We start from the raw sequence: 26,345 nt of genomic DNA on the forward strand, positions 1-26,345 counted from the left end.
CATAGATATTTTAAAGGGGGTATTATAATATGGAATATATAGCTAAAAATTTAGAAGAATTATTAAAAATCCCAAGCCCTACTGGGAATACTGAAAAAGCAATATTATTCGTAGAAGAAAAATTTAGAGAACTAGGAGCAGCAACAAAACGAACTACAAAAGGTGCTTTAATTGCAACTATAGAAGGAAAAAACAAGGACAAAGAAGTAACATTATCTGGCCATGTAGATACTTTAGGTGCTATGGTAAAGGAAATAAAAGGAAATGGGCGACTTAAAATTACTCAATTAGGCGGGTATGTATGGAATACAGTTGAAGGTGAACACGTAACTATTGAAACTTTAGATGGAAAGACTTACACTGGTACTATAATGACTACTAAGGCATCATCCCATGTTCATGGTGAAGGAACTAAAACAGTAGAAAGAAATGCTGATAATATGGAGATAAGAATAGATGAAAAGGTTTCCTCTAAAGAAGATATCATAAATCTTGGCATAAATGTAGGAGATTTTGTATATCTTGACCCAAGAGTTGTAGTCACCAAATCAGGGTTTATTAAATCAAGACATTTAGATGACAAAGCTGGAGTTATATCTTTACTTGGCATAGCTAAACATTTAGTAGATAACAAAATAAAACCTAATTATACAACTAATTTCTTTATTTCCAACTATGAGGAAGTAGGCCATGGAGCAGCTGCAGCTATTCCAGAAAAAACCTTTGAATTTATAGCAATAGATATGGCAGCTCCTGGAGATGGTCAAACATCAGATGAATTTTCAGTTACAATCTGTGCCAAAGATAGTTCTGGACCATATGACTATGAATTAAGAAAAAGACTTATTGGCTTCGCTCAAGAAGAGAATTTGAATTATAAAATAGATATATATCCATATTATGGCTCTGATGGTTCGGCAGCTCTTAGAGCAGGACATGATTTTAAAGTTGGTTTAATTGGCCCTGGAGTTGATGCTTCTCATAGCTTTGAAAGGACTCATATTGAGGCAATTGAAAATACAATTAAACTCGGAATTGCTTATTTAACTAAGTAATGATAAAACCCAGATTAATTCTGGGTTTTATACTTTTTTAAAATCATTTAGTTCGTCCCTGTACTCTTTTATTAAATATAAATATATAATAAAATCTCCTTATCTATATGATATAATATTACCATAATCATCCAGCATTATCTAATACTCATAAATGACTATTTTATTATTCTAAGGGAAATATATGTTTAGAGGTGATTTTATGACAGTAAATGAAAATTTCATTATAAATTTGCAAGGAAAATCCTTTGTAACTTATGAAGGGCTTCTTGATTTAGCTCATCAAAGAAACCTTATATCAATAGAAGTTGAGATAATACAGATACCTAATAAGGAAAATAATATGACTGCCATATGTAAAGCTGTGGCAACTACTGATAAGGAAAGATTTCAAGATATAGGAGATGCTTCTCCTCAATCTGTTAATTCCGCTTTAGTTCCCCATTTAATTAGAATGGCATCTACCAGAGCAAAAGCTCGTGTTCTTCGGGATTTAACTAATGTTGGTATGACTGCTATAGAAGAATTATCTATTGAAGATTCCATTGTAACTGATGGAGAGGAAAGCTATCCAACTTATCAAGAAGAACCTCCCACTCCTAGACAAGTAGAAACTATAAAAAAATTAGCTGGAGAGCTAAATTATCAGGTAAATTATGATACCTTAACTAAGAAAACTGCTGGAAATATAATATCTAGATTAATAGAAGAAAAGAAAAAATAATCAAATTTGTTTCTAGTTGCATTTAAGAAAAAACCAAGTATTAACAAAACAAATAATTCCTTGGATATATAATTTTTATCCAAGGAATTTCTATAGTTTCAAAGAACAACAATCTCAAATTATCTTACCATCAATGTAGCCGTTAACTCTATAAGGTTGACTAATTATTCCTCTTGCTTTAATATTGACCTAGCAACCCTTTTCTTTTAGCTAAATTAACACATTTATTAAACACTAATAAACCTATGGTAAAATACAAAATAGAGTTTCCTACCATAATTCCATAATCATATATTGAGAAATCAATAAAAGAATATCCTTCCATCATAGATAACATGACTTTATCTGCCGCTGGTCTAAAAGGTATTAGATTGTATATAATAGAATTTTCAGGACTTACCATAACTAAAGCTATTAAAAAATACTGGACTATATTTAATAAGGATTGAACCTTTTTAAAAATAAGTGCTAAACCTCCAAAAATTAGCCCTATGCCTAATATACTGAATATCCCTATAAATATAGGCAACAAAATTGAGAATATCTTTATCTCAAGTTTATAATTAGTTGTTAGCATAATGATAAATAGTAGGACAATGGAGATTATGAAATTTATTAATAAATCAGAAAGACTCCTTATGGTAACTATAGTTGAAAGCTTTATGCCTGACATATTTAATTGCTCTAATGTCCCCCTATTGGCATCATGCATTACACCATAAGCAGCACCTGTATAAGCCATGAGCATAATTGTCCATAGAAAATACCCTACTACAAATCCTTCTAAATTACTCCCCATATCCATAGGAGAAATTCCAAAACTTATACCAAAACTTTTGATTCCTAAAAACATTGCCATAAATAATACATAAAAGATTATAATATCTGAGATTGTATTAAACTTATATCTGCTTAATTCCTTAAAGTTTTTTTCTATAGATACTTTAAATAGATAGAAGTACTTAGTCAATTAATTCACCTTCCCATCTGTGAAACTTAAATATACCCTCTCAAAATCAATATCCTTTTGTTTTATCTCTTTTATAAGAATGTTTATATTTTTTAATTCTTCCATGATTTTATATATATCTTGAAGCTCCAATATATCTATTTCTATTTTGGATTCATTATTTGTAAAATAAAGTTTATAGTCTAATCCCATTAAAGAATTTCTACTTTCTTCTGAAATACTTTCTGCCAGCACAAGTTCATAAGTCATGGTTTTAAACATATTCAATAAGTTTTCCATATTATCTTTTGCAACTATTTTCCCCTTGTTCAGAATAACTATATCATTGCAAATATCCTGAACTAAATTCATATCATGAGTACTAAGCAAAACAGTCTTATCTAAATCAGAAGTTATATCCATTAAAATATTCTTAATATCCAAATGACTCTGGACATCTAGCCCAAGAGTAGGTTCATCTAGTAAAATAACATCAGCATTACAAATTAAGGTCATAGCTATAGCAACTTTTTGCTGCATGCCCCTTGATAAGTTATTTACCATAATATCTTTTTTATCCATCAGATTAAACCTGTCCAATAGTATATCTATATCTTTTTCTAATCTCTTTCCTCCTAAGCCCCTTATACCTGCAAAATAACGTAAATTCTCTCTTGGAGTTAATCTCCAATAAAGATTTCTGGTTCCTTCAAATACAGCCGAAACTCGATTTGTAGACTTCTTATTGTCTTTTCCATATATCTTAATATTGCCCTTATCAGGAATTATTAAATTGCAAATACTTTTAATTGTTGTGGTTTTCCCAGAACCGTTTGGTCCAAGTATTCCGCAAATACTACCTTTTTCAACTCTAAAAGAAATATCATCTACTGCCTTAACCTTTCCATAATTCTTTGTCAAATTAACAACTTTCACAGCCTCCATTCTACCATCTCCCTGATCTTATTGATATATATTACTACATACCTATTTCTATCTTCTTCTATAGTATATATGAAAATATTGGGTATTCCTATAAACTAAATTCACATTCACACATGACTAAAGTCATATGGAAACTATATAATTTAAAAAATATATCTTTAGAACATTTTCTTCCTTAATACAATAAAAAATACGCATCTCTGCTTATTTCTCTTTTTTAGCTATTTCCATTAATAATTTACTAAGCTTAATATTATCATGCCTAATATAATCTTTTCTAATATTTACTAGATTCTCTCCCATTAATTTTATACCTTTAGATTTTAATATTTCTTCATCCCTTGATCCCATTAATGCTGGCTTTGAACCATCCATTATATATTTTTCTAAGGTATCAATAGGGATTTCCTCTGTATTAGCTATAACATAATCTAAGAAATCTAAAGTACTATGCTTAAGTATTGCATCTACATGGTCTAATACATCATATCCATCTGTTTCACCAGGCTGAGTCATTACATTTGCAATATATACCTTTGGTGCCTTTGCATTATATATTGTAGTTACTATATTGTTTACTAGAAGGTTAGGTATTACACTGGTATATAAGCTTCCAGGGCCTAAGACTATTAGATCTGCCTCATTAATAGCCTCTACAGACTCTTCTAAAGGATAGGATATTTTAGGATCTGTATATATATAATCTATTCTGCTGCCCGCTTTTATTGCATCAAGCGGAATATGTGATTCTCCTTTTAATATATCTCCATTTTCTAAAACAGCACAAAGTTTTACATCTTCTAAAGTCATAGGAAGTACCTTACCAGTTACAGCTAATACATTACTTGCTTCTTTTATTGCTTTCTCAAAACTACCGTATATCTCATTCATAGCTGCTATAAATAAATTGCCAAAGTTTTGTCCTTTTAATATCCCTTCCGTAAATCTATACTGTAAAAGCTTTTCCATAGTAGGTTCAGTATTGGCAAGAGCCAATAAACAAGAACGAATATCACCTGGTGGAAGCATCCCTAGATCTTCCCTAAGTTTTCCTGAACCTCCACCATCATCTGCTACAGTAACTATAGCTGTAATATTTGATGTAAACTTTTTAAGACCCCTAAGCAATATTGAAAGTCCTGTACCTCCACCTATAACTACAAATTTAGGTGCCAAAGATAATTCCTTATCTAGTTTAAAATCTTTCATAAATATTCCCCTTTATTTTAATCTATAGTCCCTATGGCTTACTGCTACTCTATGACCATTTGTTTCTAAGGTTTTAGATATTTCGTTAGCTATGGCTACAGACCTATGGACTCCTCCTGTACATCCTATTCCTATAATCAATTGGGTTTTTCCTTCCCTTGTATAATGAGGAATTAGAAATTCCAGCATATCTATGACTTTGGATATAAATATATTGGTTTCAGGCCACTTAAATACATAATCCCTTACATTTTCATCTTCTCCCGTAAACTCCCTTAATTCTGAAACATAGAAAGGATTTGGAATAAACCTTACATCAAATATTAAGTCTCCATCTAATAAAGTCCCATGTTTAAAACCAAAGGAAATTATGGAAAGAGATATATTTCTAGATTTTTTCCCTTCTAGAAATATCTTTGACATTTCTTCTTTTAGCATACCTAAAGTGGAATTAGATGTATCTATTATATAATCCGCCCTTTTTTTCACATTCTCTAAAAGCTCCCTCTCCTCTTTAATCCCCTCAATTATACTACCTTCTGGATTTAATGGATGGGGACGCCTTAACTCCTTGTATCTCTTTATTAATACATTATTTGCTGCATCTAAAAATAGTATTCTATATTTTATTCCACTATCATTAAGTTCTTGCAACCCCTTAAATAAATCATCAAAGAATTCACCAGAGCGAATATCTACAACTACGGCAACTTTATTAATGGCTCTTTTAGACTCAGAACATAATTCAGCAAACTTTGTTAAAAGTGCAGGAGGTAAATTGTCCATACAATAATAGTCTATATCCTCCATTACCTTCATAGCTTGGGATTTTCCAGCTCCTGACATACCAGTAATTATTAAAAATTCCATACAAACACCTCATTAGTTTATCTCAATATTTTTTATCCTGTCTAGAGGTAGATTTGCCTCTATTGCTTTTCTTATAGCATCTTCAACATTTCCTACATCTTCTGGTCTATGAGCGTCACTATTTACCATATAAATAACGTCCATATCTAATAGTTTCTTGATACTCTCTACAGATAATTGACTATGCTTTGCAGATATCTCTAAAGCTGTACCATATTTAATTGCCTCTTTTGCCAATTCTACAATATCAACCTTTGCCTTAGAACCTGGATGAGAGATCATATTTATTGGATATTTACTTAAAGCCTTTATATATGCTTTAGTATTCAATTCCTTAGCTTTTTCCTTACCTAAAGGAAGTAATTTGGATATTGGATTTAATACATAAAGTCCTATGCCATCCTTTAAATTTTTTGGAGTAGCTCCGTAGTGGTATCCCATTATTAAAAAATCAATATATTTTAAAAATTTTTCATCTACATCAAGGGTTCCATCTAATCCTATTAAATTGGACTCCACTCCTAGTAAAATTTTTAATCCCTTAGGTATAAATTCTTCATTTAGCCTGTTTATTTCTTCCCTCATAAGAGAAATTCTTTTCTTCCTAACACCATAAAGATAATGAGAAGGCCCATGTTCTGTTATGGCTATTTCTTTAAGCCCTTTGGCTAAAGCAGCTTCTGCATTATCCCTAATAGTTCCTGTTGCATGCTTAGCTTTTTCTCTAAACCCACTACTATAAATAGTGTGAGTATGATAATCACCTATTAGTTTTATCATTTAATCCTCTCCTAATAGCTTTATCTCCCTTTCAAGTTCCACATTAAATTTATCTCTTACTACTTTTTGTATTACAGAAATCAAATATAATACATCCTTACAAGTAGCATTACCAGCATTTACTACAAAACCACAATGTTTTTCTGAAACTTGAGCTCCTCCATGTCTTAATCCACGAAGCCCTGCATCTTCAATTAATTTTCCTGCAAAAAATCCTTGTGGTCTTTTAAAGGTACTTCCTCCACTTGGCAGTTCTAAGGGTTGCTTTGATGTTCTTTTATATGTCAGATCCTTCATTGTTTCTTCAATAGTTGAATAATCTCCTTTTTCTAAACCTAGTTCCACACTTAGAACTATCAGGCCTTCATCCCATACTCTGCTATTTCTATATCTAAAGTTCATCTCTTCATTTGTATATTCCCTAATTTCATTATTTTTATCCAATACCCTGACTGTCGTCACTACATCCTTCATTTCTCCACCATAGGCACCAGCATTCATTGTAATTGCTCCTCCTACAGTACCTGGTATACCGGATGCAAATTCAAGATTTTTCAAACTATGTTTTAAAGCTGTTTTACTAGTAGTAGATAACAACGCTCCAGCTTGACAATATATTATACTATTATCTACTTTTATTTCATTAAATCCTTCATTTATCTTAATTACAACACCTCTTATACCACCATCTCTAATAAGCAAATTGCTCCCATTACCCATGATTAAAAAATCTATATTATTTTCTCTTGAGAATTTAATTGCTTTTATTAATTCTTCCTCACTAGACGGAATAATCATTACATCTGCTGGCCCACCAATTTTAAATGTAGTATGATTTTTCATTGGTTCATCTAATAATATTTCACTAAAAGATTTATTCTCAAATAGTTTCTGTATTTCTTCCTTTTTCAAATAAACCACTCCTTATGTAATCTCCTTACCTTTAATATTGTACCAAATTTAACATTATATTACTAATTTTTTTAACTTATTATAATATCATATTCTTATACCAACTTGTTTATGTACATACAAAAAGGTTATGGTCGTCACCATAACCTTTTATTTTATATTATTATTCTGCTAATTTCTTGTATTGTTCGTATCTTGCTTTAGCATCCGCTTCAGCTGCTTCAAATAGTTCTTCTGCTGTTTCTGGGAATGTTCTTCTCAATGAAGTATACCTAACCTCAGAGTTGATGAAATCCATAAATGATTCTGTTGGTTCTTTGGAATCAAGAGTAAATGGATTCTTTCCTTCGTCCTTAAGTCTTGGGTCAAATCTAAATAGATGCCAGTATCCTGTATCTACAGCTTTCTTTTCTTGCTTAATTGTTTTACCCATTCCAACTCTAATACCATGGTTAATACATGGTGCATAAGCTATAACTATAGCTGGTCCGTCATAGGATTCTGCCTCTTTAAGTGCTTTAATAAGTTGATTCATATTAGCACCCATAGCTACTTGAGCTACATAAACATATCCGTAGGAAGTCATCATTAGACCTAAGTTTTTCTTAGTTACTTTCTTACCAGATGCTGCAAATTTAGCAACTGCCGCAGTTGGTGTAGCTTTAGATGATTGACCACCAGTATTTGAATATACTTCAGTATCTAATACTAATATATTTACATCTGCTCCTGATGCTAGAACATGATCAAGTCCACCAAATCCTATATCATAAGCCCAACCATCTCCACCAAATATCCACATTGATCTCTTAATTAGATAATCCTTTAGTTCTTCGATTTCAGCAAGGATTTCTTTTCCTCTTGCATTTGCTACTTCTTTGTTTAATTTTGGTAAGATCATACCAGTTGCAGCTTTTGATGCTTTTGCATCTTTCTTACCTTCTATCCAAGCATTAAAGTATCCGTTTAATTCTTCATCTATATTTAATTCAATAAATTCTTTCATTAATAATTCAAGCTTATCTCTCATTTGCGTAACAGCTACTGCCATACCATAGCCATATTCAGCATTATCTTCGAATAATGAATTTGCCCATGATGGTCCTCGGCCATCTTGACCCTTACAATATGGCATAGATGGTGCAGAACCACCCCAGATTGATGAACAACCTGTAGCATTGGCGATCATCATTCTATCTCCAAATAATTGAGTGATTAGTTTTACATATGGAGTTTCTCCACATCCAGCACATGCTCCTGAGAATTGAAGATGTGGCTCTTGGAACTGAGAACCTTTAATGCTATATGCATCCATTACATCTGTTTTAGCCTTAACTGTCATAGCATATTCCCAGTTATTAGCTTCAACTTCATATTCTTCTTCAAATGGAGTCATAACTAAAGCCTTTTCTTTAGCTGGACACACATCAGCACAGTTTCCACATCCTGTACAATCTAATGGAGAAATTTGCATACGGAATCCATACTCTTCTAATCCTTTTCCTGTAGCCTTTAATGTTTCAAATGTTTCTGGTGCATTTTTCTTTTCTTCTTCATCTAATAAGAATGGTCTAATAACTGCATGTGGACAAACAAATGAACATTGATTACATTGGATACAATTTTCCTTAATCCAATGAGGTACATCTACTGCAATACCACGTTTTTCATATTCTGATGTTCCATGTGGGAAGGATCCATCTTCTCTACCAACAAAAGTACTTACTGGTAAATCGTCTCCCTCTTGTCTATTCATTGGAATTAATACTTTTTCAATGAATTCTGGTACTTCTTTAGTATCATTTACAACATCATCTTTTGCATCTTTCCATGATGTTGGAACATCTATCTTAACTAAAGCATCAATACCTTTTTCTACTGCTTCATAGTTCATCTTAACAATTTCTTCACCCTTAGCACCATAGTCAGAAACTATAGATTTCTTTAAGTGTTCAATTGCTTCATCTATTGGTAATACTTCTGATAATTTAAAGAATGCTGATTGCATTATCATATTAGTTCTTCCGCCTAAGCCTATTTCCACAGCTATCTTAGTAGCATCTATTGTATAGAAATTAATATTATGTTCTGCAATATATTTCTTCATTGATGCTGGAAGATTTTTATCTAGTTCTTCTGGACTCCAAGTACAGTTTAAAAGGAAAGTTCCTCCATCTTTCAATCCTTTAAGTAAATCATATTGATATACATAGGATTGTTTTGAACAGGATACAAAGTCTGCATCTGTAATTAAATAAGTTGATTTAATTGGTTTATGTCCAAATCTTAAGTGAGAAATAGTAACTCCACCTGATTTTTTACTGTCATATGCAAAATATCCTTGAGCATACATATCAGTATCATCACCAATGATTTTTATAGCTGATTTATTCGCTCCAACTGTTCCGTCAGAACCAAATCCCCAGAATTTACATCTAATTGTTCCTTCTGGTTCAGTTTTTATAACTTCTTTAGTATCTAATGATAAATTAGTTACATCATCTACTATACCAATAGTAAATCTATCTTTTGGTTGGTCTAATTTTAAATTTTCATATACAGCTAATATTTGTGATGGAGTAGTGTCTTTTGAACCCAATCCATATCTTCCACCAACGATAACTGGTCTTATATCTGAATCATAGAATATGTTCTTAATATCTAGGTGTAATGGTTCCGCAATAGCACCTTTTTCCTTAGTTCTATCTAATACTGCTATTTTCTTCACTGTCTTTGGCAATACATCAAATAAGTATTTTGGAGCAAAAGGTCTATATAGATGAACTTTAATAACTCCTACTTTTTCACCTTTTGCCATTAAGTAATCTATAGTTTCTTCTATAGTTTCAGTAACTGAACCCATAGCAACTATTACTCTTTCAGCTTCTGGATCTCCATAGTAATTAAAAGGTTTATAATCTCTACCAGTTATTTTATTTATTTCATTCATATATTCTACAACTACATCTACTATTTTATCATAGTATGGATTAGCAGCTTCTACTGCTTGGAAATAAATATCTGGATTTTGCGCAGTACCCTTTGTATATGGTCTTTCTGGATTTAACGCTCTTTGTCTAAATTCATTAAGAGCATCATAATCAATTAATTTTTCTAAATCCGCATAATCCATTACTTCAATTTTTTGTATTTCATGAGATGTTCTAAATCCATCAAAGAAGTGTAAGAACGGAACTCTTCCCTTTATAGCAGAAAGATGTGCAACACCTGCTAAATCCATTGTTTCTTGAACTGAACCTGATGCAAGTAATGCAAATCCTGTTTGTCTAGCTGCCATAACATCTTGATGATCTCCAAATATACTAAGTGCATGTCCTGCTAAAGCTCTAGCTGAAACATGGAATACAGCTGGTAACAATTCTCCTGCCATTTTATACATGTTTGGAATCATAAGTAATAAACCTTGTGAAGCTGTAAAAGTAGTAGTTAATGCCCCTGCTGATAGGGAGCCATGCACTGCACCAGCTGCTCCTGCCTCAGATTGCAGTTCTGTAACTAATACTTCCTGTCCAAATATATTTTTTCTGTTATTAGCAGACCATTCATCTACTAATTCTGCCATTGTTGAAGATGGTGTAATAGGATAGATTGCAGCTACATCAGTAAAAGCATAAGCTACATGAGAAGCAGCAGTATTTCCATCCATGGTCTTCATTAATTTTGCCATATATAAACCTCCTTTATATTATAAAAACTTAGTATTGGTTATAAAAATTTTAACATTTTGTCAATTAACACATTAGTACTTTATGACATTCTGTTTCTATTTAAGTATATGAAATATTGGAACGAAAGTCAATATTTGAAAGGGTCAAATTTAAAAGACGGATTATTCACAATATTTTCTCATTTGCTTTGTTCCAACTAACATTACTTCAGTATCAATAACCTTGTTTTGGAATAATCATACAAGCTATAATATATGCTATTATACCTGGAAAGGCTGCAGTAAAAAGTGATAATAATACCCAAGCTAATCTTACTAGAGTAACATCAATTTCAAAATATTCTGCAATGCCACCACATACTCCACATATTTTTTTATCTGTACTTGATAAATAAAGTTTTTTCAAATCAAAATCCCCCCTTATTTTTATTAAAATGATTATATAACTCTTCTGCTACTAATTTATTCATACCCTTTACTTCTGATAATTCCTCTATTGTTGCATTTTTTATATTATTAATACTTTGAAAATGTTTTAGTAATTCAATCTTTCTTTTTTCTCCTATACCTTTGATATCATCTAATTCAGATTTAAACATTTTCTTAGACCTAAGAGATCTATGATAAGAAATTGCAAAACGGTGAGCCTCTTCTTGAATTCTATATATCAATCTAAATCCCAAGGAGTCTTCATCTAATCTAATCTCCCTATTATTATATATTATTCCCCTAGTCTTATGAAAATCATCTTTTACAAGTCCACACACAGGAATATCTATATTTAATTCTTTTAATACTCTAATTGCAACATTAACTTGACCCTTACCACCATCCATCATTATTAAATCTGGAAAAATAGTAAATCCCTTTACCTCTATTTTATTATCTTTCAAGAGTTTTCTTTCTTCTATACCTCTAGTAAATCGCCTTAATAATATCTCTTCCATACTTCCATAATCATCTGCTCCAGATACTGTTTTTATTCTAAATCTTCTATAATCTGATTTCTTAGCTTCTCCCTTTTCAAATACTACCATAGAACCAACTGATTCTACCCCACTAATATTCGATATATCAAATGCCTCAATTCTATTTAATTCATTAGGAAACCCCATAATACTTTGTAATTCCTCTAAGGCTTTTTGATTCTCTCTGGCTTTCTTCAAAAACTTATCACCATATTGATTTAACATATCTAAGGCATTTTTTCTTACCATTTCTATTAAATCTATTTTTTCTCCTCGTTTTGGTACTAAAATATTTACCTTAGCACCTTTCTTTTCACTTAGCCATTTAGTTATAATTTCTATATCTTGAAATTCTTCCTCAATTATTATCTCCTTTGGCACATAGGATGCTCCTATATAAAATTGTTTAATAAATGAACTTAGAATTTCTTTTCTATCATCTTCAAAAATATCATCTAATATAAAATGCTCTCTACCAACTATTTTTCCATCTCTAATAAAGAATATTTGAATACATACTTCTTCAATTCCTCTTGCCATTCCAATTATATCTTGATCTATTACATTTGTAGTTGATACTATTTTTTGTTTTTCATGAAGTAGTTTTAAAGAATTTATCTGATCCCTATATTTTGCTGCTGTCTCAAAATCTAGATTTTGAGCAGCTTCCTTCATTTTATTTTCTATTATATCTACTAATTTATCTTCTTTTCCACTTAAAAATAAAAGAATTTCTTCTACCATCTCCATATATTTATTTTCGTCCACATTCCCTTGACAAGGTCCCAAACATCTGCCTATATAGAAATTTAAACAAGGCCTTGTTCTTCCTATATCCTTCTCTAGATTTCGATTGCATGTTCTAAGTGGATATAAACTCCTTATAATCTCTATAACATCATTTACTGCATATACGCTAGGATAAGGTCCAAAATATTTAGCTCCATCCTTTAAAACTTTCCTAGTCTTCATTACCCTAGGATAGTTTTCATTAACAGTTACCTTGATATACGGATATTGCTTATCATCCCTTAATAGAATATTATATTTTGGTTTATGTTTCTTTATTAAATTTGCTTCAAGTATTAGAGCCTCTATTTCATTATCTACTATTATATATTCAAATTCAGAGATATGTTTAATCATGGCATTAACCTTAGGTGGGTTGTTTTTTCCTGACTGGAAATACTGCCTTACTCTCTTTCTAAGAGATATAGCTTTTCCCACATAAATTATCTCATCATTTCTATCCTTCATTATATAAACACCTGGTTTGTCAGGTAACTTTTTTAATTCTTCTTCTATATTGAACATTTAATCACCCTTTAAGCTTACGCCAATTTTTATGACCTAACTCGATGAACAAAGGCCCTATAGGATATTACTAATTATTCCCTACGGAGTAGATTTGTGAGTCGTAGAGTGGAATTTATAATTAGAAGTGTCCCTTAGTGTAAAATCTGTAGGAGTAAAACCATTAAATAGATTTGAGCTTTGAGACTGCAGACTATATTTCTATTATAACAAATTTATTAATTTTTAGTTGTTATATTTATGGCATCTATATATAGAAGGCGATACTAATATTTCTAGTATCGCCCTTTATTTAATATTGATTTTTAACTATTCACTGTTGCTCTTACTGCTTCTCTTACTTCTTTTACTAACTCTTTTACTTTTACTTCTATTAACTTTAAATTTTCCTCTCTTGGACTTCCTTTAAACTCTACTGGCTCTATAAATTCCCAGTTCATACAATATTTATTCATAATTTCATCAAGTTCTTTTTGAGCTCCTCCTGACCACCCATAAGAACCAAAACTAAAGGCTTTTCTACCCTGTACTTTTTTCTTTCCTAATTCCTCCAATACTGCTGCCATTGGTGGAAACATTTTATATTCATAGGTTGGCATAGCAAGAATTATTCCTGTTGAATTCCAAGATGATGCTAATATAGTTCCCCAAGAAGTTTCTGGAACCCTATGAACATTAACTTTTATATTTTCTTCCTCTAATATTTTAACTGCATGATTTACTGCCTTTTCTGTCATTCCATACATGGAACCCCATATAAGAGTTATTTCTTCTTTTGCAGGTCCTTTTTGATAAGAAGCATATCTAAGATAATCTTCTATAATCCTATTAGGATTCTTTCTCCATACTATTCCATGTCCCGGAGCTATAACTTTAATAGGCAAAGAAGAACATTTATCAATAGCTTTTTTAACTGGCATAGAAAATGCTGCTACTATATTTGCATAATATCTAACTGCCTCATTCTCATAAAAATCCAATTTTTCTTCATCAAGCATATCGTCATAATTAGATTCTGTAAGATTTCCAAATGATCCAAAAGCATCACATGAAAATAAAGTACCTGTTAAGGTATCAAAAGTTGCTATTGTATCTGGCCAATGAACATTAGGTATTTCTGCAAATTTTAAAATATGACCATTTCCTAAATCCAAAGTATCCTTATCTTTTACAACAGTAATATTATCAGTATGGCCATAAAAAGCTTCTAATAGCTCTGCTGATTTTTTACTACAAACAACTTTAAAATCAGGATTTATTTTTTTAAAAGATTCAATCCATCCAGAATGATCTGGCTCCATATGATTTATTATAAGATATTCTATTGATTTAGGGTCTATATTTAACTTCTCTAAAAGAGCAAATAAAGATTCTGGATATCCATCCCAACCACATACGCCATCAACAATTGCAGTTTTTTCTCCCTTAATTATATAAGAATTTAAAGAAACTCCATTTGGAATTTCCCATAATCCCTCAAATAATATGTTTTCTATATTTACCGAAAGTAAATAGGTATCGTCAGTAACTTTTGTTACATTCATTATTATTCCCTCCTAATTCTATCTATGTAATAACTTCCATTTTCGGTGCCTGGCACCAAAAATGGAAGTTATTAAGTTGTATTATATACTTCTAGTTTCTTCTTTTAACCAAGCTTTTTCTTCTTCATCTAAATAAGGTGAAAGCTTACTAAAGACTTCTTTATGATATTCATTTAACCAAATTCTTTCATTTTCAGATAAAAGTGAAACTTCTACTCCTTCTAAATCTATTGGAACAAAAGATAATGTTTCAAATTTCATAAATTGACCAGAATCAGTTTTTATATCTTCATCTACAACTACTACATTTTCTATTCTTATACCATGACTTCCTGCTTTATATACCCCTGGTTCTATACTTACAATCATTCCCTTTTCCAGTACCACAGTGTTTGCCACTACTGCAAACCTATGTGGCCCTTCATGGACATTTAATAAATATCCTACACCATGGCCTGTTCCACATTTGTAGTCAATGCCTTCCTGCCATAATGGATATCTTGCTAGTACGTCAAGACTATGTCCTGTAGCACCATACAGAAATCTTGCATTTCCTAAATTAATATGTCCCTTTAATGTTAAAGTAAAATCTCTCTTTTCCTCTTCAGTTATGGGACCCATAACTACAGTCCTAGTAATGTCAGTAGTTCCATCAAAATATTGTCCACCTGAATCTACTAAATATAATCCTTCTTTTTCTATCTTAGCATTGGAAGTATCACTAGCTGAATAATGCATCATAGCTGCATTTTCCTTGTATGCTGAGATAGTTCCAAAACTTGGTTCAATAAATCCTTCTTGTTCTTTTCTAAATTCTAATAATTTTTCCTGTGCTGACATTTCAGTGACTGGAATGTTTCCTGCACTTTTATCTAGCCAATATAAAAACTTAACCAATGCAACTCCATCTTTAATATATGCATTTCTCTGATTTCTAATTTCGGTAGGATTTTTCATTCCCTTTAATCTTGTTGTAATATCCATTCCATTTGTTATCTTACATTGTGAAGGTATAGCTTTATATAACCATCTATTTATTCTACTCTTGTCTAAATATACTTTTGATTCCTCAGATATTGTTTTTACAAAATCTATTACTTCTTCATATCCAAAAACTTCTATTTCATTTTCCTTTAAGAAAGCTTCAACTTCAATATTTATTTTTTCTTTATCTACAAATAAGTAAGCTTTATCCATTGATATTAAAGCATAGGAAATTACAACAGGACTATATAATATATCTTTTCCTCTAATATTATATGACCATGCTATATCATCTAAACTTCCTATAAGAAAATAATCTGCGTCATTTTTCTTCATTTCATCTCTTATTTCTTTAACCTTCTCTTTACCTGTTTTCCCTGTATATTTTAATTCATGTATAAATACCTTTCCCTTTGGAAGATTAGGTCTATCTTCCCAAATCTCCCCTACTAAATCATATTCATCAATAAATCTAATATCTTTTTCTTTAAATTCATTTTCCAAACTTTCAACTGAGGATTGTGCAAATACTTTACCATCAAATCCAATGGCATCTCCACTATTTAATTTATCCCTTAACCACTCTGTATAAGTTGGAAAACCAGGAATTGCCATTTTAAACAATTTATATTCTGATCCTTTCAATTCCTTCTCTGCCTGAATAAAATATCTGCCATCAGTCCATAAAATTGCTTCATCTTGAGTAATTACAACAGTACCAGCCGAACCTGTAAATCCTGATATCCACACTCTACTTTTATAGTAATCGGCTACGTATTCAGATTGGTGCGGATCTGCAGTATTGACAATATAAGCGGTGATACCCCTATCTTTCATTAAACCTCTTAGTTTCTTTAATCTTTCATTAATTATCATACTCACCCTCCTAAATCTTTATGGTTTTATTAATAAATACAATTCCTACTCAATCAATTAATACCCTTATTATACTATAATTGGATATTTAATAAAAGAAAAAAGGCAGATAATCTGCCTTTTTCTTTTATTATAACTATTTTAGTCCATTTATTTCTCGTATATGATGACATGCTACAAAATGACCTGGCATTACCTCTTCTATTACTGGATTATCTACATGACAGTTATCCTTTGCATAAATACATCTTTGTGCAAACCTACATCCTGGCTTTGGATTTATTGGAGAAGCAAGCTCACCCTTCAATAACACTCTTTCTCTCTTATATTTTAAACTTGGTACTGGTATAGCTGAAAGTAAAGCCTTTGTATAAGGATGCAATGGATTTTTAAACAAATCCTTAGAATTTGTCTTCTCAACTAATTGACCAAGATACATTACAAGAATATCGTTTGATATATGTTTAACTACAGATAAGTCATGAGTTATAAACATATAAGTTAAATCCATTTCCTTTTGTAGGTCTTGCATTAAGTTTAGTACCTGTGCTTGAATAGATACATCAAGAGCTGATACCGGCTCATCACAAACTATAAATCCTGGATTAAGTGCTAAAGCACGTGCTATACCAATCCTTTGTCTTCTACCACCATCAAGCTCATGTGGATAAGTGTTTACAAGTCTATCAGCTAATCCTACAGTATCCATTAATTCAGACACTTTTTTGTCTATTTCTTTCTTATCTCTTATCGTTTTATGAATTATTATAGGTTCTTTAATAATTTCACTAACAGTCATTCTAGGGTTTAAAGATGAAAATGGATCTTGGAAAATAATTTGCATTTTCTGCCTTAATTCCCTGAATTGTGTTTTTGTAAGTTTTGTAATGTCTTCACCTTCATAGAATAACTCTCCATCTGTAGCTTCTAATAGATGAAGTATTACTCTACCTAAAGTTGATTTTCCACAACCAGATTCCCCTACAACTCCAAGAGTTTCTCCTTTATTAATATCAAAAGTAACACCATCAACTGCATGAAGTAATCCTTTAGGGGTATTAAAGTATTTTTTTAAATCTCGAACTTGTAATATTGGTTCCATTTACATATCCCCCTTTGGTTCTACTTGTCCAGAATAAATTAAACATTTTACCTTATGTCCAGGTGTCACTTCTATATCCTTAGGATGGTTATTTTTACATGCTTCCGTAGCATGTATACATCTTGGATGGAATTTACAACCTGAAGGTAGATTTGTAGGATCTGGCATTAATCCTTTTATTGGTTTTAATCTATCCACTTCTTCATCAAGGCTTGGAATAGAACCAAATAATCCTTTAGTATATGGATGTTTTGGATTTTCAAAAAGTTCCTCTATACTGGCATACTCCACTATTTCTCCTGCATACATTATAGCTACTTTATCACAGACTTCCGCTACAACCCCTAAATCATGAGTGATTAAAAGCATAGCTGTGTTGAAATCTCTCTTTAGTTTATTCATAAGGTCTAAAACTTGTGCTTGAATGGTAACATCAAGAGCTGTAGTAGGTTCATCAGCTATTAAAAGTCCAGGATTACATGCTAAAGCTATGGCTATAACTACTCTTTGTTTCATACCGCCTGAGAATTGATGAGGATAATCATTTGCTCTAGCTCCAGGTATACCAACTAACTCAAGCATTTCTTTAGATTTTTCTTCTGCTTCTTTAGTTGATAAATTCTCATGTATTTCGATAACTTCTGCTATTTGTTCTCCTACTGTCATAACTGGGTTTAAAGCTGTCATAGGGTCTTGGAATATCATAGATACTTTATTTCCTCTTATCATTCTCATTTCTTCTTCTGATAGCTCTAATATATTTTGTCCTTCTAAAAATATTTCACCATCCATAATCTTTCCAGGTGGATTAGGAACTAGTCTTAGGATTCCTAAAGCAGTTGTTGTTTTACCTGCTCCTGTTTCACCAACAAGACCCAAAGTCTCGCCTTTTTTCAAATCTATATTAATTCCATTTACAGCATTAACAGTACCTTCTTCTGTTATATAGTGAATATGCAAATCTTTAATATTTAAGAATTCCTTGCTCATTTAAGTTCCTCCTCTCTTATTGTTTTAGTCTAGGGTCTAAAGCGTCTCTTAAACCATCACCAAGTAAGTTTAGTGACAATATAGTAATCATAATAGCTATACCTGGAAATGTAGTAACATGCCACGCTTCTCTAAGAAAAGGTCTACCTGATGAAAGCATTGCACCCCATTCTGGAGCTGGTTTTTGAATACCTAGCCCTATAAAACTTAAACCTGCTGTTGATAATATAGCACCAGCAACTCCTAAAGTTCCTTGTACAATTACAGGTGCCATTGAGTTCGGTAATATATGTTTTAATATAATTCTAGTATCCTTAGCTCCAATTGCCTTAGCTGCTTCAATAAATTCCTGGTCTTTAATAGAAAGAACTGAAGCCCTTACAATACGTGCATAATTAGGTATTGATGATATACCTACAGCAATCATTAAATTAATCATGCTTGTACCAAGTGCAGATACTATGGCTATTGCAAGTAGTATACTTGGAACAGCTAAGAAAATATCCATTATTCTCATTATAATATTATCAAGTTTTCCGCCATAAAATCCAGCAATTGCTCCTAATGTACCACCAATTATAATAGCAATACCAACTGCTATTATACCTACTTTTAATGATACCCTTGCACCATGTATCATTCTAGCAAATATATCTCTACCAAGTTCATCAGTACCTAAAATATGGTCTTTACTTGGTCCTTGAAGTCTTACAGCTGTATTCATCTTTATTGCCACTTCTTCATAATCAGCAATTATATCTGCAAAGGCAGCTAATAATATTAAAATAATAATTATTGTTAATCCTAGCATAGCCATTTTATTTTTTCTTAGCCTTCTCCATACTTCTCCCCATTGGCTTCTCTTTTTCTTATTTGTATTAGAATTATTTTCATTGCCTTTTATAATACCATTATCCATTATTCTACCTCCTTACTCGAAAAATTAACTATCTATATTGGGATTTAATTCTTGGATCTATAAATGCATATAATAAGTCAACTAAAAGATTAACAAAACTAAAGGTTACAGATATAAATACAACGGTTGCTAAAACCATAGGACTATCTTTTTGTCTGATGGCTTCAACCATTAGCCTTCCTACTCCTGGCCATGAGAATACAGATTCAGTAAGAACTGCACCACCAAGGAGCCCTCCAAATTGTAAACCTATTACTGTAACAACAGGTATTAAAGCATTTTTTAATGCATGCTTATTTACTACCTTCTTCTCTGCAACACCTTTAGCTCTTGCAGTTCTTATATAGTCTTGTCTAATTACCTCAAGCATTGACGACCTAGTCATACGAGTAATAATTGCAGCTGAACCAACTCCTAATGCAAAGGCTGGTAAAATTAAATGTAATAAAGTTTCAGAGCCGCTTGATGGTAAAATTCTAAGTTTTACAGAGAATACTAATATCAACATTAACCCCAACCAGAATACTGGCATGGAAACCCCGATTAACGCTCCTATCATAGCTATACTATCTAATAATGAATATTGTTTAGTTGCAGAAATAATACCTACAGGAATACCTATTAATACTGCAATAATCATAGCCGCTACAGTAAGTTTTAAAGTAGCTGGGAATCTTGCAAATACTTCATCAAAAACTGGTCTTTTAGTTGAATAAGATCTTCCAAAATCTCCAGTTAATGCCTTAGTTATAAATCTAAAATATTGTACTATAAATGGATCATCTAATCCCATTTCTTCTCGTAAAGCCGCCACCTGTTCAGGTTGTGCACTTTCACCAAGTATAAGCCTTGCAGGGTCTCCTGGTGTAAAGTACATAATTGTAAATACTAAAAAGGTAACGCCTAATATTACTGGTATTAAAAGTAATAATCTTCTTAAAATATATTTATGCACCTTTTTCCCTCCTTAATCTGATGAATATACTCTATTATTGTTTCTCGCTATCATGTTAAAGAATTAGAAGCGGGACATGATAGTCCCGCTTCATCATAAATTGCATTCTTATTCTTGGATAGTTACATTATATAATGAGTGATGTCCAGCAGGATGTAATTTAAAACCTTGAATTGCACTATTTTCACCAGCATTTTGAGTAGAGAAGTATAAGAATAATTGAGGAGCATCTTCTACTATTAAGTTTTGAGCTTCTTTATATGCTTCTAATCTCTTATCTGTATCTACTTCTGTTTTACCAATATCTAGTAACTTATCTACTTCTGGATTGCTATAGAAAGTTCTGTTTCCAGCATCTCCATGTTGTGAACTGTGATATAATGCATATAAACCATAGTCTGCATCTCCAGTTACTGTAGTCCAACCAAGGATAAACATATCATGTTCTCCAGCTGATGTTCTGTCTAGGAAAGCACCCCACTCAACAACTTCTATTGAAGTATCAATTCCCACTTCTTTAAGTTGAGCTTGAACCATTTCAGCTATTCTAACTCTTACTGGGTTATCATTTGTCCATAAAGAAGTTTTAAATCCATTTTCATATCCAGCTTCTTTTAATAATTCTTTCGCTTTTTCTGCATCATATGAATAACCTTCTATATCCTTGTCTGCACCAAAAATTAAGTCTGTTAAAGGTGATTTTGCCACTTCTCCTGCACCTTCAAGTGCTACATCTATTATCTCTTGTACATTTACTGCATAGTTAATTGCTTGTCTAACTTTCACGTTATCAAATGGAGCCTTCTTAGTGTTAAATCCTAAGTATTGGCTTGAGAATGATGGTCCTTCAATTAGCTCTAATCCTTTAGCCTCTTGAACTACCTTCTTATCAATTGGTTCAACATCATAAGCTATATCAATTTCTCCAGTTTCAAGACCCACTGTTCTATTTGTTCCTTCAGGAACATTTCTAAATATAACAGTTTTTATCTTTGCAGCACCTTTGAAATAATCATCAAATCCTTCAAGAGTAATCCTATCTCCTGATTGCCAGTCTACCATTTTAAATGGTCCAGTTCCTACTGGTTTTTGTCCATAGTCAGCGCCAGCTTCTGTAACAGCTTTTTCATTTAATATTGAAGAAGCAGTGTGAGTAAGGTGAGCTAATAATGGAGCAAATGGTTCAGAAGTAATTATTTGTACTGTATAATCATCTACAACCTTAATTTCAGTTACTGGTCCCAGAATATGTGATACAGATGGTGAAACTAACATTCTATCAAATGTAAACTTAACATCTGAAGCTTTCAGTTCTTCCCCATTATGGAATTTTACACCTTGTGCAAGTTTGAATTCCCAAGTTAAATCATCTAATTTTTCCCATGATTCTGCCAAAGACGGAACTATCTCCATATCTTCAGTAGCAAATACTAAAGTGTTATAAATTTGTTTAGTAACTCTTGATGATGGCTGGTCATTAGTTGCATGTGGATCCAAACTCTTAGCATCTGCACCCTGAGCAACAACTAAAGTATCCGCTGGGTTTTTTCTAGTAATTCCCTTACTTCCGCCACAAGCTGTTAAAACAAGTGATAGAACTAAAGTAAGAGTTACTAGTGATAAGATTTTCTTGTTTTTAAACATTGAATCACTCCTTATTTTTTTTTGCTTATTAATCGTATAGTAGTATTTTCATATTTATAAATTTACCAACAATATATATTGTTGTATGTATTTAGAAAATTCTAAAAACACGATTATTCGCTTATATTTGATAACTTACAACAAAGTAAATTATACTATACCAATAGAAATTTGACAACTATAAAAAAATAGAAATTAAGGCATTGCTCTATTCCAATGCCTTATAATATAGATAAATTCTATGTTATCTGATTTTTAATATTATATAAATCTATATATTTCTAAGTTTTCTCAATATAATTTTTTGTTCTACCGAAGCAACTAATCTTCTTGTATAAGCAACAGTATCTGGATTAACACTCATACTATCTATTCCCTGTTCAACAAGGAACTCTGCAAACTCTGGATATTGGCTAGGTCCTTGACCACATATAGAAATAGTCTTTCCATATTTATGGGCTGCTTTTATAAGAATTGATATAGCTTTCTTAACTGCTTCATTTCTTTCATCAAAATATCCCATATTATTTAATATACCTGAATCTCTATCTGCTCCCATTACAAGCTGAGTTAAATCATTACTTCCTATACTGAATCCATCTACCATTTGTGCAAATTCTTCTGCTTCAAATACTACTGATGGTACTTCTGCCATTATCCAAATCTTAAAGTTTTTATTTTGAACTAATCCTTCTTCTGCCATTATTTCCTTTACTTTCTTTAATTCCCACGTGGTTCTTACAAAGGGTAACATTGCATATACATTGGTTAAACCAAATTCTTCTCTAACTTTTTTTAAAGCTTGACATTCTAGTCTAAATCCTTCTTCATATTCTGGTGAAATATATCTAGATACTCCTCTCCAGCCTATCATTGGATTTGCCTCTATTGGCTCTACCTCATCCCCACCTTTTAATCCTCTAAATTCATTTGTTCTAAAGTCAGACATTCTAACAACAACTGGTCTTGGATAAATCTCTCCAGCTACCATTTGAATTCCTTCAGCCATTTTATCTATCAATAATTGCCCTTGACCTGTTTTTACTAAATACATTGGATGAGCACCTATCATATTTGTAAATATAAACTCTGTTCTCATTAGACCAATACCATCTAAAGGTAAGTTCTTATATCTTCCTACTAATGAGGGCTCTCCAAGATTCATATAAATTTTTGTAGCTGTTATTGGGGATAAACTAGCTAGTATTTCTTCACTTATTCCTACAGCTGTTCCTTCGGATTTTTTTTCTTCTTTTTCTTCTAATACAGTTCCCTCATAAACTACTCCTCTACTTGCATCAACTGTTACTTCTAAACCCTCTACTAAAGTTACACTGGCATTCTTTGCTCCTACAATACAAGGTATGCCAAGTTCCCTAGATACTATGGCTGCATGACAAGTTCTTCCCCCATCGTCTGTAACTACAGCTGCAGCCTTTCTCATGGCTGGAACCATATCAGGATTTGTCATAACTGTAACTAAAATATCTCCATCTTGTACTCTTCCAATTTCAGATATATCTTTAATATTTCTAACTTTTCCTCTACCAATTCCAGGTGATGCAGGTAAACCTCTTACAAGCATTTTTAATTCTTTTTGTTCTTTTACTTCACTCACACTAACATCTCCTTTTAAAGTCGTTATTGGTCTTGATTGTAATATATATAATTTCTTAGTATCTCTATCAAATCCCCATTCTATATCTTGATATGAACCATACATTTCTTCTATTTTAATTCCATAATTTGCTAAAATCATTATCTCTTCATCTGATAAGCATTGATCATTTACTTTATCCTGACCTAAATAGTCTGCAATTTTTATTTCCTCAGTACCTACTCCATCTTTTCTTTTTACTACCATAATGTTTTTTTCTGCGATATGCTTTTCTTCAATTTTTTTTGATTTCTTATTTACTAAATATTCATCAGGGGTAACTGTTCCAGATACTACTGCTTCTCCTAACCCCCAGCTAGCATTTATCATCATTTCATCTGTGTTACTATTTACAGGGTTAGCAGTAAACATAACTCCTGATTTTTCACTATTTACCATTTTTTGAATTACAACAGATAAAGAAACATCGAAATGCTCGAAATCTTGTTTTACTCTATAATAAATAGCTCTTGCTGTCCAAAGAGATGCCCAACATTTTCTAACATATTTAATTAATTCTTCTTCTCCACTTATGTGTAAGTAAGTATCTTGCTGACCAGCAAAAGATGCTTCTGGTAAGTCTTCTGCTGTAGCTGAAGATCTAACAGCAACTTCCGGATTACTTAAATTAACTTTTCTGCTAAATTCTCTATAAGCATCTATAACTTCATTTTTTAAATCCTCTGGTATTTCTCCACAATTTATTCTATCTTGAATAGCACGACTAACATTTTGAAGCATATCAGAGTTTTCTTCATCTAACCCTCTAATTAATTCTTTAATTATTTCATCTAACTCTGCATAATCAATAAAATGATTATATGCTCCTGCAGTTATACAAAATCCTGGTGGTACATCTAAACCTTTTTGAGTAAGTTCTCCTAAGTTAGCTCCTTTACCTCCAACAACTGGAATATCATTTTTATTAATTTCATTAAACCATTTAATGTATTTATATTCGCCCATTAGTATAACCTCCTATTTAATTTTACAATATATATTATAGCATATATATTCAATTGTGCTATACTATATATTATTTTTTTTGAATTATTTATATTAATTTTTCTTAATATTTTGCCCAGTTCTAATTCTTATATTATACATAAAAAAAATCCCGTATAACACGGGATTTTTACTTTAGGTATATTTAGAAAAAGTCTTCTCCACAAAATAGTATTACCAATAAAAGGAAGAAAAATAACAGTGAATCATCATTTCTATCATTAAAGCATCCTGAGTTACAGAATATAATAACTAATATCAGGAAGAAAAATAGTAATGAATCGTCATTACAACCTAATCTATCAAATATACCTCTACGCTCTGATCTTATACCTAATTCTTCAGTCATCATAATACCTCCTTATATTTATTCCTCACTGTATTTTATGAAATTAGTGTTAAAGTGGTTACTATATTTTTGAAAATTAAAAAAACAGCAGAATATCTGCTGTTTTTAAAAAATATCACCAATAAGGAATAATAGTATAAGTATCCATATTATATTGCCTCCACCAAATATTCCTCCATGACCTCCACAAGGATCATGATCACATCCACAATCATCATTACCTAATAGTAAAAGTATTAAGATAATAATTAATATCATATTATTATTATCATCACAGCCTAACAAATTATTTAGCATAACAAAACCTCCCTCAATTAGATTAATACATATTATTCTAATTAAGGGATTTTGGTTACAACAGATTTTTTTCTTTTCTAAGTTCCACTATAGATTTAGTAGAAATATTTTCTTTTGGAATATCTAACAGTTCTATTATCCCTTCAAGTTCATCTTCATCATTAACTTCAATCTCCATATACGGCTCAGGATAAGTACTATCATCCCATTTATCTAAATCAAATCTTATATTATTTAGTACATAAGAAGTCCTTTCCTTAAAACCTTCTTGAATAACATAATATCCTAATGATTTCAATATTTCTAGCATAGCCTTTTTATCGGATATATCTGTATTGATTTCAATATTTTCCCTAATTCCTTCTCTATTAATGTTTTTCTTCATAGTTAATGTAAACTTAATGTTATTGTTTAAGATGGACTTAGTCTCTCTTATTCTCAAATAGCTATCTAAACTATTTTGTATAAAATTTTCTTTGGAATCTATTAATGTATTTACTTGAAGTTCTTTATCTATTAATGTAGCACCTAAAGACCTTAATTTTAATTCCATATCATCTAAATTCACATTTAAAATTTTTACTTCAAGTTCTTTCACTCTTACATCCT

The 26,345-nt window shown here is 31.5% G+C and carries 22 protein-coding genes; 2 read left to right on the forward strand and 20 right to left on the reverse strand.

The window, feature by feature from the left end; genetic code table 11:
* Window positions 1-29 precede the first annotated feature (29 nt).
* Window positions 30-1,055: a M42 family metallopeptidase gene (locus RT714_RS02450; RefSeq protein WP_313756024.1), complete on the forward strand. Its 1,026-nt coding sequence runs from the start codon at window positions 30-32 to the stop codon at window positions 1,053-1,055.
* A gap of 202 nt (window positions 1,056-1,257) precedes the next feature.
* Window positions 1,258-1,779, forward strand: a complete 522-nt coding sequence (locus tag RT714_RS02455) for a hypothetical protein (RefSeq protein ID WP_313756025.1) — start codon at window positions 1,258-1,260, stop codon at window positions 1,777-1,779.
* 178 nt (window positions 1,780-1,957) lie between these two features.
* Here the strand turns inward: RT714_RS02455 and RT714_RS02460 are convergent, their stop codons facing one another.
* From RT714_RS02460 to RT714_RS02555, 20 genes are all read right to left on the reverse strand, one after another.
* Window positions 1,958-2,749, reverse strand: a complete 792-nt coding sequence (locus RT714_RS02460) for an ABC transporter permease (protein ID WP_313756026.1) — start codon at window positions 2,747-2,749, stop codon at window positions 1,958-1,960.
* Complete coding sequence (locus RT714_RS02465; protein ID WP_313756027.1) at window positions 2,750-3,673, reverse strand: ABC transporter ATP-binding protein; 924 nt, start codon at window positions 3,671-3,673, stop codon at window positions 2,750-2,752. It lies immediately after the preceding gene.
* 204 nt (window positions 3,674-3,877) lie between these two features.
* On the reverse strand, window positions 3,878-4,882 hold the full coding sequence (locus RT714_RS02470; protein WP_313756028.1) for a YvcK family protein: 1,005 nt from the start codon (window positions 4,880-4,882) through the stop codon (window positions 3,878-3,880).
* Window positions 4,883-4,894: 12 nt separating this feature from the next.
* Window positions 4,895-5,752, reverse strand: coding sequence for an RNase adapter RapZ (rapZ, locus tag RT714_RS02475; RefSeq protein WP_313756029.1), 858 nt, complete (start codon window positions 5,750-5,752; stop codon window positions 4,895-4,897).
* 12 nt (window positions 5,753-5,764) lie between these two features.
* Window positions 5,765-6,532 (reverse strand): PHP domain-containing protein, encoded by a 768-nt coding sequence (locus RT714_RS02480; RefSeq protein WP_313756030.1) that lies wholly within the window; start codon window positions 6,530-6,532, stop codon window positions 5,765-5,767.
* Window positions 6,533-7,444 (reverse strand): UDP-N-acetylmuramate dehydrogenase, encoded by a 912-nt coding sequence (murB, locus tag RT714_RS02485; protein ID WP_313756031.1) that lies wholly within the window; start codon window positions 7,442-7,444, stop codon window positions 6,533-6,535. It abuts the gene before it with no gap.
* A gap of 163 nt (window positions 7,445-7,607) precedes the next feature.
* Window positions 7,608-11,132, reverse strand: a complete 3,525-nt coding sequence (gene nifJ / locus RT714_RS02490; protein WP_313756032.1) for a pyruvate:ferredoxin (flavodoxin) oxidoreductase — start codon at window positions 11,130-11,132, stop codon at window positions 7,608-7,610.
* A 214-nt stretch (window positions 11,133-11,346) separates the two neighbouring features.
* Entirely contained in the window at window positions 11,347-11,538 is a 192-nt protein-coding gene (locus RT714_RS02495) for a PspC domain-containing protein (protein WP_313756033.1), read from the reverse strand.
* Between the two features lies 1 nt (window position 11,539).
* Complete coding sequence (uvrC, locus tag RT714_RS02500) at window positions 11,540-13,414, reverse strand: excinuclease ABC subunit UvrC (protein ID WP_313756034.1); 1,875 nt, start codon at window positions 13,412-13,414, stop codon at window positions 11,540-11,542.
* 305 nt (window positions 13,415-13,719) lie between these two features.
* On the reverse strand, window positions 13,720-14,958 hold the full coding sequence (locus tag RT714_RS02505) for an FprA family A-type flavoprotein (RefSeq protein WP_313756035.1): 1,239 nt from the start codon (window positions 14,956-14,958) through the stop codon (window positions 13,720-13,722).
* Window positions 14,959-15,039: 81 nt separating this feature from the next.
* Window positions 15,040-16,818: an aminopeptidase P family protein gene (locus RT714_RS02510; protein WP_313756036.1), complete on the reverse strand. Its 1,779-nt coding sequence runs from the start codon at window positions 16,816-16,818 to the stop codon at window positions 15,040-15,042.
* Window positions 16,819-16,954: 136 nt separating this feature from the next.
* Entirely contained in the window at window positions 16,955-17,920 is a 966-nt protein-coding gene (locus tag RT714_RS02515) for an oligopeptide/dipeptide ABC transporter ATP-binding protein (RefSeq protein WP_313756037.1), read from the reverse strand.
* The gene (locus RT714_RS02520) at window positions 17,921-18,910 is read right to left on the reverse strand and encodes an ABC transporter ATP-binding protein (RefSeq protein WP_313756038.1); all 990 of its coding nucleotides are present in this window, start codon (window positions 18,908-18,910) and stop codon (window positions 17,921-17,923) included. It lies immediately after the preceding gene.
* A 16-nt stretch (window positions 18,911-18,926) separates the two neighbouring features.
* Window positions 18,927-19,829, reverse strand: coding sequence for an ABC transporter permease (locus tag RT714_RS02525; protein WP_313756039.1), 903 nt, complete (start codon window positions 19,827-19,829; stop codon window positions 18,927-18,929).
* Window positions 19,830-19,857: 28 nt separating this feature from the next.
* On the reverse strand, window positions 19,858-20,784 hold the full coding sequence (nikB, locus tag RT714_RS02530; protein ID WP_072974470.1) for a nickel ABC transporter permease: 927 nt from the start codon (window positions 20,782-20,784) through the stop codon (window positions 19,858-19,860).
* Between the two features lie 108 nt (window positions 20,785-20,892).
* Complete coding sequence (locus tag RT714_RS02535; protein ID WP_313756040.1) at window positions 20,893-22,428, reverse strand: glutathione ABC transporter substrate-binding protein; 1,536 nt, start codon at window positions 22,426-22,428, stop codon at window positions 20,893-20,895.
* A gap of 271 nt (window positions 22,429-22,699) precedes the next feature.
* Window positions 22,700-25,051, reverse strand: a complete 2,352-nt coding sequence (ppsA, locus tag RT714_RS02540; RefSeq protein WP_313756041.1) for a phosphoenolpyruvate synthase — start codon at window positions 25,049-25,051, stop codon at window positions 22,700-22,702.
* 184 nt (window positions 25,052-25,235) lie between these two features.
* Window positions 25,236-25,439, reverse strand: coding sequence for a hypothetical protein (locus RT714_RS02545; RefSeq protein WP_313756042.1), 204 nt, complete (start codon window positions 25,437-25,439; stop codon window positions 25,236-25,238).
* Between the two features lie 105 nt (window positions 25,440-25,544).
* A complete protein-coding gene (locus RT714_RS02550) occupies window positions 25,545-25,736 on the reverse strand; it encodes a hypothetical protein (RefSeq protein WP_313756043.1) in 192 nt (63 codons plus the stop codon).
* A gap of 55 nt (window positions 25,737-25,791) precedes the next feature.
* Window positions 25,792-26,334, reverse strand: a complete 543-nt coding sequence (locus tag RT714_RS02555) for a class IV adenylate cyclase (RefSeq protein ID WP_313756044.1) — start codon at window positions 26,332-26,334, stop codon at window positions 25,792-25,794.
* Window positions 26,335-26,345: the final 11 nt, after the last annotated feature.

Origin of the sequence: Tissierella sp. (assembly GCF_032104385.1) — a bacterium.
GTDB lineage: Bacteria > Bacillota > Clostridia > Tissierellales > Tissierellaceae > Tissierella.

Coding starts and splice junctions, on each gene's coding strand:
- RT714_RS02510 (WP_313756036.1), bottom strand. CDS start 16,818: ATGATAATTAATGAAAGATTAAAGAAACTAAGAGGTTTAATGAAAGAT.
- uvrC (WP_313756034.1), bottom strand. CDS start 13,414: ATGTTCAATATAGAAGAAGAATTAAAAAAGTTACCTGACAAACCAGGT.
- RT714_RS02545 (WP_313756042.1), bottom strand. CDS start 25,439: ATGACTGAAGAATTAGGTATAAGATCAGAGCGTAGAGGTATATTTGAT.
- RT714_RS02480 (WP_313756030.1), bottom strand. CDS start 6,532: ATGATAAAACTAATAGGTGATTATCATACTCACACTATTTATAGTAGT.
- ppsA (WP_313756041.1), bottom strand. CDS start 25,051: ATGGGCGAATATAAATACATTAAATGGTTTAATGAAATTAATAAAAAT.
- RT714_RS02455 (WP_313756025.1), top strand. CDS start 1,258: ATGACAGTAAATGAAAATTTCATTATAAATTTGCAAGGAAAATCCTTT.
- RT714_RS02525 (WP_313756039.1), bottom strand. CDS start 19,829: ATGGATAATGGTATTATAAAAGGCAATGAAAATAATTCTAATACAAAT.
- RT714_RS02535 (WP_313756040.1), bottom strand. CDS start 22,428: ATGTTTAAAAACAAGAAAATCTTATCACTAGTAACTCTTACTTTAGTT.
- nifJ (WP_313756032.1), bottom strand. CDS start 11,132: ATGGCAAAATTAATGAAGACCATGGATGGAAATACTGCTGCTTCTCAT.
- rapZ (WP_313756029.1), bottom strand. CDS start 5,752: ATGGAATTTTTAATAATTACTGGTATGTCAGGAGCTGGAAAATCCCAA.
- RT714_RS02505 (WP_313756035.1), bottom strand. CDS start 14,958: ATGAATGTAACAAAAGTTACTGACGATACCTATTTACTTTCGGTAAAT.
- RT714_RS02550 (WP_313756043.1), bottom strand. CDS start 25,736: ATGCTAAATAATTTGTTAGGCTGTGATGATAATAATAATATGATATTA.
- RT714_RS02450 (WP_313756024.1), top strand. CDS start 30: ATGGAATATATAGCTAAAAATTTAGAAGAATTATTAAAAATCCCAAGC.
- RT714_RS02515 (WP_313756037.1), bottom strand. CDS start 17,920: ATGGAACCAATATTACAAGTTCGAGATTTAAAAAAATACTTTAATACC.
- RT714_RS02470 (WP_313756028.1), bottom strand. CDS start 4,882: ATGAAAGATTTTAAACTAGATAAGGAATTATCTTTGGCACCTAAATTT.
- RT714_RS02465 (WP_313756027.1), bottom strand. CDS start 3,673: ATGGAGGCTGTGAAAGTTGTTAATTTGACAAAGAATTATGGAAAGGTT.
- RT714_RS02520 (WP_313756038.1), bottom strand. CDS start 18,910: ATGAGCAAGGAATTCTTAAATATTAAAGATTTGCATATTCACTATATA.